Genomic DNA, 12968 nt, shown 5'->3' with positions numbered 1-12968 from the left:
TTTTTCTTTCTATTTGTCCAACTTTGACAAATAGCTTTCGATTACAATTCTTCCATTACTCACAAAGGCTATTTCTGGGCTAATTTCTGATTCAATTTCATAATTTTCTTCATCATCTGGAGCTTCTGCAATATTATCTGCTATTTGCAATATTTTTGGATTAAGATTTCCAGCAACAACATAGGCAAACTCATTGCCCTCTGAACCTGCATGCACAAAACCTTCTATTTTCCCCATTACAAAAACATTTCCTCCTGCTACAACCTTAGCGCCAGCATTTATATCTCCCATAACAACTGTATTTGATTTTGAAATGACCTTTGAACCAGGTCTCATATCATTTAATATGACTACATCACCTTCAAATTCAATATTTTCGCCAGATCTTAGGGTATTGACATATTTTGTTTGAAAATTATTATTTTCTTCAATTTTTTGATCTTCAACAAATTCCACATCAAATCTAGAAGTAATTCCTTCTTTTAATTCTAGAATCTCCATGTCAGTTAAATAATCACTGTTAATTTTACTAATTTTAGCACCATTAAAAAAACCAACATACGCTTCCAATTTGTTTATTATATTTTCTTGTATTTCTTCAAATGGAGCTTCTCTTTTTATATTTACTATTATCCCTCTTTTATTACCCTTGAACTCTACTAGTTCTTGACTACAAATTTCTCTTAAAGACATAACAACCTCCAGAGTGATATATCATTTATATTCTTCAAATGCGCTTTAAACCCTTTTATTTTTTCTACATAAAGCTAAAGTTTATAAATGGATTTAACTTATCTATTGATTTGTGACTCGAAATTTATATTTTCGTCAGAAGAATTATTAACATCATCCGTCTTGTTGTCTTTTTTGCCATTAGTTGGCTCTAATCCCATATATGTTCCAATAACTTCTCTAGTTGGTAAAAGTGAGAATACACTTGAATCACCTTGAGGAATTACACATACAACAGCTATTTCTGGGTCATCTGCTGGTGCAAATGCAACAGTCCATGTAAAAGAACCATAATCTGCTTTAAACTTATCTATTTGGTCATCTGTTATTTTTGGATTTAATTCTTTTATAGCTTTTCTTAAATATGAAGAATTCACTTTATCAGTATCCTCTAATTTAACTTTTACTCCATCTTCTAATTCTTCTTCTAATTTCTTTCTTTCTTCGTCTTTTAAATCTTTATTTTCTAGTTTTTTCTTTATTTCTTTTTCTTTAGCTAATGAAAGTTCTTTTTCTTTTTCTGCCTTCATCTTATCAGCCATTTTAATTGCATCATTTAGATTAACATTATAAGATGACATATGACTCTTTAAATATTCATATTCATTATCTGTAGGTATTTTACCACTTTTCTCAGCTGTACCAGTCTTTGCTGCTACATCTATTGGGAAATCAGCAAAAGCACTTTTTGCTGTACCTTGTCTAGCAACCAATTTCATACCTTTTGTTAGTTCCTTTAGATTGTCTGGATTTTTGAAAGGTATTTTTTCCACTTTCTTTTGGTCATTAATTTTTACTGATGAATAGTCACTTGAAACAGCTCTATCAACTACAGATAATTCTACTAAATTACCTTCATTTGCTATAGCAGCTACGTATCTTGATATTTGAGCTGGTGTATAGGCATTTTCACCTTGCCCTATAGCTAAGTTGAATGTATCAGCAGTACTCCATTTTGCAAAGTTAAAGTAACTAAATACCGCCATATCCGCTACATCTTCCACTCTATTTTCTTTAACATCCAATTTTTTCAATCTATTCATCGTTTCTACTCTACCAGGAGTTTTCTTTTCAGCTGCCCAACTTACAATTTCATCAATTCTTTTTTCGTATTCTTTAGGATTTTTATCTCTAGTTATATCAACAAAGTCATTGGCCATTTCTCTATCTAAAGCTGATTTTAACAATGCTTGTGTTGATTTTAATTTATCCTCTGTGCTAGGCACCTTACCTGCTCTTTCTTCTACTTCGTCTTCAAGCCCAGTATTTTCATCTAATCCAAATAGTTTTGCATACTCAAGTATCTTATTTGCATTCATATCTATACCAATACTTTTTCCATCTGGCCATGTCTTACCTGTACCAATAGTTGCCATATATATGTTACAAGACTCTTGTATAGCTTTATATAAATTTGTCATACCATGATTTCCTCTACCATGATTCCACACATAGTCCCCAAATGATTTTTTCCCTAGCATAATAACTCCAGGGTCATTTATAGTGAAATTTGGATTTAGACCATTTTCTAAAGCTGCCATTGAGGTTACCATCTTAAATGAAGAACCTGGCTGGAATTCCCCTTGTGTAACTAAGTTTAATAGTGGACTTCCTGCTAGTAAGTCATTTGGATTCTTTGGTTGTAGTGCTTTATAGTCTTCTGTAGAAATACCCTTTGCAAATTTATTTGGGTCATAGTCAGGATAACTTGATGAAGCTAAAACCTCTCCATTTTTAACATCAATAGCTATAAGAGCTGCTGATTGTGCCTTTCCTGCATATGCACTAATTGGCTTATCCCCAAACTTACTTTTAAAAGTACCTCCTTTTGAAGCAACTTCTATTATCTGTTTTAATGCATTATCTGAAACTTCTTGTAAATCTTTATCTAATGTAAGGTATACAGTATCTCCTGATTTAGGTTTTTTTGATTCAATTTCTTTACTGATTCTACCCAATGCATCAACTTTAACCATTTTATAACCATCAGTTCCTCTTAGCTTGCTTTCATTACTTTTTTCTACTCCTGCAAGACCTACCATATCTCCTGTTTTATATCCTTTTTGTAGATATGATTCTATTTGAGTTGATGGCATTTTTCCTACATATCCTAACATATGTGAAGCTAAAGTTCCATTAGGATAATATCTCACTGGTTCAACTGCTACTGAAACACCAACAAGGTCCATAGCACTTTCCTCAATCTGTGCAATGGTAGTTTCTCCTACATCTTTTGCAATTGTTACTGGATTATATTGAGAATATCCTTTTGATTTTATTAAATCTCTTACAACCATTATTTTTCTTGCATCTTCATTACTTAAACTTTTATCAATCTTAAATGCATCGCTATTTCTTACTTTTTCAAACGCTTTTTCAGCACTTAAATTAGTCTCTTTTATTTTATAACTGGCCAACCAATCTCTCTTATCTCTCTCTGCTGTAAACATCCATTTACTAACTAAAATAGGAGGATAGTATCCATTTTCATTTAGTTTTGCTTGTAATTTTGTTGCATCTAACCTTTTATCTTCTTGAGACAAGATTCCTGCTGATATAAGTTTATCTACCAAGTAATAAAAACTCTCTTTAGCATTATAATCACTTGGTATTCCATTTTCTGATTTATATTCTCTAATCTCTCTGTCATATGTATAATAGTACTTTCCATTTTCTACATATATAGGAAATTCATCTACATATTCTTCACCATTTTTCTCAAGTAAATTTATAAGCTTCAATGATATTTCATTTGCTCTTGAACGCTTATTAGCATCTTTTTTATTAATATCGTTACCTGAAACTTGAACAGTAAATAAATTTTTATTTCCTGCTAGCAATCTTCCATATCTATCTTTTATTTCTCCTCTTGGAGCCTCTATTGCCAATTTTTTATATGTTTTATTTTCAGCTAACTCATTGTAGTATTCATATTTAAATGTAGTCATGTAGACTATTTTTACTAAAATAGCTAAAAATATCACGCTTATGACTATTTTCATTATTTTAAATCTATCAACTTGTTTATTTTCTTCCATGAAATCACCAACTAATCTTCTTTAAGTTTTAAAACTGCTCTTTTAGACAAGCGATATATTATTAAACCAATTAAACTATTCACTATTGGTGCTACTAGTAGACCCTTTACTAAAAGTGTTGATATGCTATAGCTTTGATAGATTATACTAGATGTACCTATATTGACAATTGAATCAATTAAACTTCCTATTAAAACCAAAACGAAAGTAATAATATAGCTACCTTTATATAGTTGATCCCTCATGTGTCCAATCGCATATGCAATAACAAACAAAACTAATGCATTTACACCAAGAATTCCACCAATGGTTATGTCCTTAATAAGCCCTATTATGGCTGCTATAATCCCACCTTCTAATTCATCCAAATAAAGAGAAATTATAGTTACATATATAAGAACTAAGTTAAAGCTTATTCCAAAAATATTTATATAATTTGTTATACTATTTTCTATAGTCATAACCACAATACCCAATAGACAAAGTAAAACTTTTTTCATTGTTTTTTATCCCCTTTATCCTATATTTCTTGGTTCTATGACTACAACGTCATCTATATTCTTAAAATCAACATAAGGTTTTACAACTACATATTTTAGTGATTTATCTTTATCATCAATTACCTTTTCAACCTCACCAATTGGTATGCCTTCTGGGAAAAATCCAAGACCAGATGTTGTTATTATATCTCCTTGAATTACATTATATGATGAGTCAAACATATAACCTTGTAAATAACCTTTACTATTATAACTATCCTTATTGTCTAAAGTAGTATTTTGAGTAATTGCTCCTTTAGCACTAGCATTTTTTGCTAATTTAAAACTTACAGATGATTTAGAATCTAATAGTGAAATTGCCTTACTATAATCGTTGGAAACTTCATAAACTATACCAACTAGACCACTGCCATTCATAACTATACTTTCTTTTTTTACACCTGAATTTTTTCCCGCACCTATTATAAAACTCTCATACCAGTTTCCATCATTTTTACCTACAACACTTGTAGAAATACTTGTTGCTTTATATTTTTCTTCTACAAAGCTAAGTGTCTTCTTTAATTCTTCTAATGATTCTGTCTTGTCTAATTTGGTATTTAAAGCTATAACATCTTTTTTAAGCTTTTCATTTTCTGATTCTAATTTTTTTACCTTTTCAGAGTTATCTCTATAATTTAAGATATCTTTAAAACCATTTTTTATAAATGAAAATCCATCATTTATTCCTTTTCCTACACTTGTAATAGCATCTGATGCTACACCTAAGTTTACTGGGCTTCCACTTGAAAACTTACCAATTGATATACCCACAATTCCAATTAAAGTGATAGCAACTACGCCCGTTGCTATCACTTTAACATTAATCCTTTTTTTCTCATTTTTATTCTTGTCAAATCTCAAGGCCATCACCAACTTCTAATTTTTAGCATTCATCATTAATACTTTTTCAAAAATTTCTTGGTCTTCAACAGATTTTCCTGTTCCAAGTGCAACACAATCAAGAGGAGCTTCTGCTATTTGAACAGACATTCCTGTTTCTTGTGTAATAAGTTTATCAAGACCTCTAAGTAAAGCTCCTCCTCCTGTTAGCATTATTCCGTTTTCCATTATGTCTGATGCTAATTCTGGTGGAGTCTTTTCTAATGTAGATTTTATAGCATCTACTATTGAACTCACAGGCTCTTTTAATGCTTCTCTAACTTCTGTAGAACATATTTCTATTGTTTTAGGTAACCCTGATATTAAATCTCTACCTCTTATTTGCATATTTATTTCTTCATCATCTTTAAATGTAGAACCTATGCTAATTTTAACATTTTCAGCAGTTCTTTCACCTATCATAAGATTATATTCTTTTTTTACATAGGCAACTATAGACTCGTCAAATTCGTCTCCACCAATTCTTATAGATTTAGCAGTAACAATTCCTCCTAGAGATATTACAGCTATTTCTGAAGTACCTCCACCGATATCAACTACCATATTACCTTCTGGCTCTTCAACCTTTAATCCAGCTCCTATAGCCGCTGCCATTGGTTCCTCTATAAGAAATGCATCTTTAGCACCAGCTTGTCTTGCAGCCTCTTCTATAGCTCTCTTTTCAACTTCTGTAACTCCAAAAGGAACACATATAGCTATTCTTGGACTTACAACACCTTTTTTATCAGCTGCTTTTTGTATAAAGTAACTAATCATTGATTGAGTTATATCAAAGTCAGCTATTACTCCATCTTTCATTGGTCTTATAGCTACTATATTTCCTGGTGTTCTACCTATCATTTTTTTAGCTTCTTCACCTACTGCTAAAACTTCTTTACTGTCATCTCTTATTGCAACAACTGAGGGTTCTCTAACAACAATACCTTGTCCTTTTATGTAAACTAATGTATTTGCAGTCCCTAAATCTATTCCCATATCCTTTGTCATCTTGTTAAAACTAAAAAAACCTCTTTTTTCTTTCTTTTTTTCCTTAGCCATGATTTTACTCCTTCCTACTAATTAAGAATCATGTTTAAAACATTCTCCTACTATTTTATCACATATAAAGTCAAATTATCATATTTTCTTTAAAGCTAAAGTATAATCCATCTCCAATTATTATATGGTCAATTATTTCAATCCCAATTATTTCTCCACATTTAATAAGTCTTGATGTAATATTTTTATCTTCCTTTGATGGTTCTACACTTCCTGAGGGGTGATTATGCATCACTATTATTTTACTTGCACTTCTCTTTATAGCTTCTTTAAAAACTTCTCTAGGATGGACTAATGATGAGTTTAAAGTCCCTACAGATATATCTACATCAGATATTATCTCATTTTTTGTATTTAAAAGAACTGCCTTAAAAACCTCTTTTTTCAAATACCTCAGACTATTCATATAATATTTATGTATATCCCAAGGATTTTTTATTTTATACTTCATAGGTTTAAAACTAGCTACTCTAAAGCCTAGTTCTAAAGCTGCTTTAATTTGGGCTGATTTTGACAATCCAATTCCATCTATATTACACAGCTCCTCTATTGTCATTTCCTCTAAATGTCTAATACCCTGAATATCTTTATTTATTATATAGTTGGCTAACTCGATTGCATTTTTATGTTTGTTACCAGTTCTTAAAAGTATAGCCAACAATTCAGCATTTGATAAGCTTTCTACTCCTTCAGCAAGCATCTTTTCTCTGGGTCTTTCCTCTAGTGCCATTTCTTTTACCTTAATGGTTGAATTAAATGACTTTTTCAGATAAATCACACTCCATAAAAAAGATTTATATTAAAATGTTCCTTTAACAAGTCACCTAACTTTGAAATTGGAAGTCCAACTATATTAAAATAATCGCCTCTAATCTCTTCAACTAGCAAAGCTCCATATCCTTGTATTCCATAAGCTCCTGCTTTGTCAAATGACTCTTTAGTTTTCAGATAATCCTCAATATCTTTTTCTGATAACGTTTTAAATTTTACATTGCTGATTACATAGTCAATTATTTTTTTATCTTTGCACAAGTTTATTAAGCTAATACCTGTTATGACTTGATGCTCTCTTCCAGATAGTCTACTTAGCATGTCTCTTGCACAAGACTCATCTTTAGGCTTTCCTAAAATAGCATTATCTAAAACAACAACAGTATCAGCTCCAATAACAACATCTTTCTTATGTTTAGATGCTACAAACATACTTTTTTCAAAAGCTAATCTCATAACTAAATGTTTTGGTGCTTCACCTTCCAATATAATCTCATCAATTTCACTTTTAATTATATCAAATCTTACATTTGTATTCTCTAGAATTTCTTTCCTTCTTGGAGAGGCTGATGCCAAGATTATATTCATTTATTCACCTCATTTGTACGTAATTTGTACCTATTTAGTCTATCACTATATTGTAAAAAATTCAACAGAAATGTCGAACCTTTTTTGTTACACTATTGTTATATTTATTACCAATAAAATAAATATACATAAAATAGAGGTATGGAAATTATTCCATACCTCTGTTTTATGTACTCATTAGAGATATGGAAATTATTCCATATCTTTATTTTGTCCATATTACAAAATTTTAATAGCTTTCTTTGGACATTTTTCCATACATAAATGGCATCCTACACATTTGTCTGCATCTACCTTATGTTTTTCTTTTAATTCACCTTCTATTGCATCAAACTTACATTGTTTTTTGCACACTGTACATCCCACACAAAGTTCTTGGTCAATAGTAACTTTCTTTCTTTTAGCTATATCACCTGATATTACTTTTGTAGGGCATTTTTCTACACATTGCATACAACCTACACACTTACTAGGGTCTATTTTAGCTATTTTGTTTTCAAATATTATTGCATCAAATTTACAAGCTTTTACACACATTCCACAACCAATACATCCAGCAGTACATTTTTCTTTAACAGCTTTACCAAATTCTTTGCTATTACATTCTACAACTATTGATTGGCTTTCTGGTTTTGTAATTATTATACCCTTAGGGCATGCTTCTTTACATTTTCCACAGTTAACACATTTTTCTTCATCTATTACTGCTACTCCATCAACTATAGAAATAGCATCAAATTTACAAACAGTCTTACATGTTCCAAGACCTAAACATCCAAACTTACACATTTTAGCTCCTGAATTTAAAACATTTGCTGCTCTACAATCAGATATTCCTTCATACTCATATTTATCTTTTGCACTTGAGCAAGTTCCTTTGCAAATAACTTTTGCTACTTGTTTTTCACCTGCTTCAGCACTTACGCCCATTATTTCTCCAACTTTTGCACCAACATCTGCTCCACCTACAGGGCAACCATTAACTGGTGCTTTTCCTTCAACTATCGCACTTGCAAGACCTCCACATCCTGGGAATCCACAACCACCACAGTTAGCACCTGGAAGTACTCCTAGTATAGCTTCCACTCTTTCGTCTACTTCTACAGCAAACTTTTTAGATGCAAAATCTAATACTATCCCGAAGATTAAGCCCATAACTCCTAAAACTAATACAGCTGTAAGTATCACTATTTTCACCCCTCTTTTTTATAGCTTTATAAGTCCTGTAAATCCTAAGAAAGCTATTGACATTAAACTTGCTGATATAAGTGTTATAGGGAAACCTTTAAACGCTTCTGGTATATCAGCTAATTCTAGTCTTTCTCTTATACCTGCGAATATTACTATTGCTAAAGTAAATCCAGCTCCTGCTCCAAATCCGTTTATTATTGTTTCTACTAAATTATAACTTTTTTGAACATTAACTAGAGCTATACCAAGAACTGCACAGTTTGTAGTTATAAGAGGTAGATAAACTCCTAATGCTTGATATAAAGATGGACTCATCTTTTGAATTACCATTTCAACGAACTGAACTATAGAAGCTATAACCAATATAAAAGCTATTGTTTGTAAAAATTCAGTTCCAGTCTTTACTAATAAAATTTGTATAAAATAAGTTATAATTGAAGCTAGAGTTAGAACGAATGTAACTGCAACTCCCATCCCTACTGCTGTATCAACTTTCTTAGAAACTCCTAAGAAAGGACATATACCCAAGAACTGAGATGTTATAACGTTATTAACAAGAACGATACTTAAAAATAAAAGTATTAAATTCATTTATTACACCTCCACTACGCTTTTTTACTTCTTAATTTATTAAATCCTGCAAATAAGAATCCTAATGTTAAGAATGCACCTGGTGGTAATATAAATATTAATACTGGTTGGAAAGATGCTCCAAATAGTGTCATTCCAAATAAACTACCATTTCCAAGTAATTCTCTTACTGCACCTATTACTGTAAGAGCAACAGTAAATCCAAGACCTTGACCTACACCATCAACAATTGAAGCTAGTGGACCAGTTTTAAAAGCAAAACTTTCTGCACGAGCTAGTATTAAACAGTTAACAACTATTAATGGTATATATATACCAAGAGCCTTATCAAGAGCAGGAACATATGCTTTTAAAACCATTCCTACTATTGTAACAAATGTAGCTATAATGACTACAAATATAGGTATTCTTATCTTATCTGGTGTGATTTTTCTTAGTAATGATATAACTAAATTTGCACATATTAAAACTGCTGCTGTTGAAAGACCCATACCGATTCCATTTATTGCTGAAGTTGTAACGGCTAGTGTTGGACACATACCTATAACTTGCACAAATGTTGGGTTCTCATCTATTAGCCCATTTTTAAATACTTTAGCTAAATTCATAATTAACCCTCCTTATTTATTAAGAGCACTATTGAAGACATCTATTGCAGCATTTACTCCTGTAGTAACTGCTGTAGATGTAATAGTTGCACCTGATATTGCTAATATTTGATTTTCTGCTGTTGTGCTTCCTTTTGCTACTTCAAGAGGTTCAGCAGTTTTTCCTTTGTATTGACCTTTAAATGCATCATCTTTAGCTTTTGCTCCAAGTCCTGCTGTCTCTGACATATTACCAATATCAACACCTGTAACTTGGCCATCAGCTGATATACCTACCATAACTTCAATTTCTCCACCATAGCCACTTGGTTTAGCTTTTAAAGTATATCCTACTACCTCAGAACCATCTAGCCCTTCATATACTTCAGCTATAAGACCATCTCCAAGGTCTTTATAAGTACTTTCCTTCATTTCTTTAAATTCTTTTGCTTCTGGAAGTACTGCTTTTCTAAGTTCATTGTTTGCTTGTATATTTCTTTGTTCTATTACTGGAGCTGTAACTTGATTTGTAGCTCCAAGTGCTAATGAGGCTATTGCACTTATAGCAAGTAAAGTTCCACCTAGTCTTACCATACTATTCATTATTTAGCCACCTCCCCAAACACTCTGTTTCTAACAAACTTATCTATAAGTGGTGCAAGACAGTTTACTAGTAGTATTGAGTAAGATACACCTTCTGGATATCCACCATACATTCTTATAACAGTTGTTATAAGACCAGCTAATACAGCGTATATTATTTGACCTTTCTTAGTCATAGGCGAAGTTGTATAATCCGTAAGCATGAAGAATCCACCTAACATAAGTCCTCCAGCAAACAGTTGATATATTGCAAAATTTATATTAAATCCACCTAAAAGGAATGTTAATATAAATACAGTTGCTATGTAAAATACTGGGATAACATAATTTATTATGCCTTTATACATTAGGTATACTCCACCTAATAATAATAATATTGCTGATGTCTCACCTATACATCCACCAATATTACCAATCATCATATCAGCGAGACTAATTCCATTGCTAGAAAGGTCTGCTAATCCTGCTGCTCCATTTTTCAAAAAGCTTAATGGTGTTGCAGTAGTAACTGCATCTAAATTTTTACCTATCCAGTTAACACCTGGTTGAGTCCAAGCAGTCATTGCTACTGGAAATGATGCTAATAAAAATGCTCTTGCAGCAAGTGCTGGATTGACAAAGTTACATCCAATTCCACCAAATACCATTTTAACTACTAATATTGCAAATATTCCTCCTACTAGACACATCCACCAAGGAAGTGATGCTGGTACGTTAAATGCTAATAATAATCCTGTTACAACAGCTGAAAAATCTCCTATAGTACTTTTATGCTTCATAAGTTTTTGATATAAAAATTCAGTACCTACTGTACCAAGTATACAAAAAAACATAGCACTCAATGCATTAAGTCTAAAGAAGTATACTCCTGCTACTGCTGCTGGAAGGAGTGCTATAATAACTTGTTTCATTATATATGAAGTATCTTCATTACTTCTCACATGAGGAGAAGATGATACTATCAACTTATTTTCCATCGTTTTTCCCCCTTAACTTTCTTTATTTCTGAGCAGCTTGCTTTCTTCTCTTTGCTCCTATTTCTCTTTTTGCTGATCTTATAGATTGAAGTAATGGTCTTCTTGCTGGACAAATAAATGAACAAGACCCACATTCTATACAATCCATAGCTCTATGATATTCAGCTGTGTCATAATCTTCCTTCAAAGAATATGCACTTATGAAAAGTGGTTGTAAGAATGATGGACATACATCTGTACATCTTCCACATCTTAAACAATTTTGAACATCTGGTGTACGTGATTCTTCTTCATCTAAACATAAAATCCCTGAAGAACCTTTATTAGTTGCTATTTCAGTAGTATATTGAGCTATCCCCATCATAGGTCCACCCATTATCACTTTACCAACTTTTTTATCTTCTTTAAAACCACCACATTGGTCTATTATTTCTGAGACTAATGTCCCAACTTTTGTTATTAGGTTTTTAGGTTCTTTGATACAGCTACCTGTTATTGTAGTAATTCTTTCTACCAAAGGCATACCTGTTTTAATAGATTTAGCTATTTGAGCTGCTGTGGCAACGTTGTCAACAACTGCACCTGCTGCTATTGGCAATCCGCCTGATGGAACTTCCTTACCTGTACACGCATAAATAAGTTGTTTTTCTGCTCCTTGTGGATATTTCACTTGAAGGCCAACAACTTCGATTTCACTATAATCTTTAGCTACATTTTGAATGGCTTCTATAGCATCTGGTTTATTTGTTTCAATTCCTATAAATCCTTTTTTAACATCTAATACTTTCATTAATGCTCTTAAACCAAATACAACATCTTCTGGATTTTCCACCATTAATCTGTGGTCTGCAGTTAAATATGGTTCACATTCTGCCCCATTTAATATAACTACTTCTGCTTTACTGTCTGGTGGAGGAGATACTTTTACATGGTTAGGGAATGTAGCTCCACCCATACCTACTATTCCTGCCTCTTTTATGATACCTACTATATCTTCTTTGCTCAAATCCTCTAACTGACCTTTTGGTTGAACACTTTCATGTAATTCTTCCTTAAAGTCATTTTCGATAACTACACATTGAGCTGAACCACCTGGTACTTCATGTTGTTCAATAGCAATAACTTTACCTGATACTGAAGAATGAACGTTACATGAAACGAAACCTTGCTGTTCACCTATTTTTTGCCCAAACTTTACTTCATCACCAACTTCAACAATAGGTTTAGCTGGTGCCCCTATATGTTGTTGAAGAGGAATGTAAACTATCTTTGGAGCTTGAGCTTTTTCAAGTGCCTTTGTGTTAGAGTACTCTTTTCTATATGGAGGATGTATCCCTCCCTTAAAAGTTAAGAGTTTCATTGTTTTACCCCCTTATCTATAAAAAAACATTTTTTCTGCCTTCTATAAGT

13 protein-coding genes are annotated in these 12968 nt (G+C 32.0%); all 13 read right to left on the bottom strand.

Translation table 11 applies throughout. The annotated features are described in order from the left end of the window. Positions 1-9: 9 nt before the first annotated feature. A complete protein-coding gene (minC, locus tag IC174_RS03615; RefSeq protein ID WP_227434078.1) occupies positions 10-693 on the bottom strand; it encodes a septum site-determining protein MinC in 684 nt (227 codons plus the stop codon). A gap of 98 nt (positions 694-791) precedes the next feature. Next, on the bottom strand, positions 792-3770 hold the full coding sequence (locus IC174_RS03610; RefSeq protein WP_227482184.1) for a penicillin-binding transpeptidase domain-containing protein: 2979 nt from the start codon (positions 3768-3770) through the stop codon (positions 792-794). Between the two features lie 11 nt (positions 3771-3781). After that, positions 3782-4270: a rod shape-determining protein MreD gene (gene mreD / locus IC174_RS03605; RefSeq protein WP_227434076.1), complete on the bottom strand. Its 489-nt coding sequence runs from the start codon at positions 4268-4270 to the stop codon at positions 3782-3784. 15 nt (positions 4271-4285) lie between these two features. Beyond that, positions 4286-5179, bottom strand: a complete 894-nt coding sequence (gene mreC, locus IC174_RS03600) for a rod shape-determining protein MreC (protein ID WP_227434075.1) — start codon at positions 5177-5179, stop codon at positions 4286-4288. A gap of 9 nt (positions 5180-5188) precedes the next feature. After that, positions 5189-6250, bottom strand: a complete 1062-nt coding sequence (locus tag IC174_RS03595; RefSeq protein WP_269469188.1) for a rod shape-determining protein — start codon at positions 6248-6250, stop codon at positions 5189-5191. A 70-nt stretch (positions 6251-6320) separates the two neighbouring features. Further along, positions 6321-6980: a RadC family protein gene (radC, locus tag IC174_RS03590; protein WP_227434327.1), complete on the bottom strand. Its 660-nt coding sequence runs from the start codon at positions 6978-6980 to the stop codon at positions 6321-6323. 44 nt (positions 6981-7024) lie between these two features. Continuing rightward, complete coding sequence (locus tag IC174_RS03585) at positions 7025-7609, bottom strand: Maf family protein (RefSeq protein WP_227434074.1); 585 nt, start codon at positions 7607-7609, stop codon at positions 7025-7027. Positions 7610-7828: 219 nt separating this feature from the next. Next, complete coding sequence (locus IC174_RS03580; protein ID WP_227434326.1) at positions 7829-8800, bottom strand: RnfABCDGE type electron transport complex subunit B; 972 nt, start codon at positions 8798-8800, stop codon at positions 7829-7831. A gap of 15 nt (positions 8801-8815) precedes the next feature. Beyond that, positions 8816-9391: an electron transport complex subunit RsxA gene (rsxA, locus tag IC174_RS03575; RefSeq protein WP_054269663.1), complete on the bottom strand. Its 576-nt coding sequence runs from the start codon at positions 9389-9391 to the stop codon at positions 8816-8818. A gap of 14 nt (positions 9392-9405) precedes the next feature. Continuing rightward, on the bottom strand, positions 9406-9999 hold the full coding sequence (gene rsxE, locus IC174_RS03570) for an electron transport complex subunit RsxE (RefSeq protein WP_227434073.1): 594 nt from the start codon (positions 9997-9999) through the stop codon (positions 9406-9408). Positions 10000-10011: 12 nt separating this feature from the next. Further along, positions 10012-10581 carry an RnfABCDGE type electron transport complex subunit G gene (locus IC174_RS03565; RefSeq protein ID WP_227434072.1) on the bottom strand — a complete coding sequence of 190 codons (570 nt, stop codon included), beginning with the start codon at positions 10579-10581 and terminating at the stop codon, positions 10012-10014. Beyond that, the gene (locus IC174_RS03560; protein WP_227434071.1) at positions 10581-11558 is read right to left on the bottom strand and encodes an RnfABCDGE type electron transport complex subunit D; all 978 of its coding nucleotides are present in this window, start codon (positions 11556-11558) and stop codon (positions 10581-10583) included. The genes IC174_RS03565 and IC174_RS03560 overlap by 1 nt, the downstream gene beginning before the upstream one ends. Positions 11559-11580: 22 nt before the next feature. Beyond that, positions 11581-12918: an electron transport complex subunit RsxC gene (gene rsxC, locus IC174_RS03555; RefSeq protein WP_227434070.1), complete on the bottom strand. Its 1338-nt coding sequence runs from the start codon at positions 12916-12918 to the stop codon at positions 11581-11583. Between the last annotated feature and the right edge of the window lie 50 nt (positions 12919-12968).

Origin of the sequence: Clostridioides sp. ES-S-0001-03 (assembly GCF_020676075.1) — a bacterium.
Classification (GTDB): Bacteria; Bacillota; Clostridia; order Peptostreptococcales; family Peptostreptococcaceae; genus Clostridioides.
Note: the sequence above shows the minus strand (reverse complement) of the source record. Positions and strands in the feature narration are given on the sequence as shown.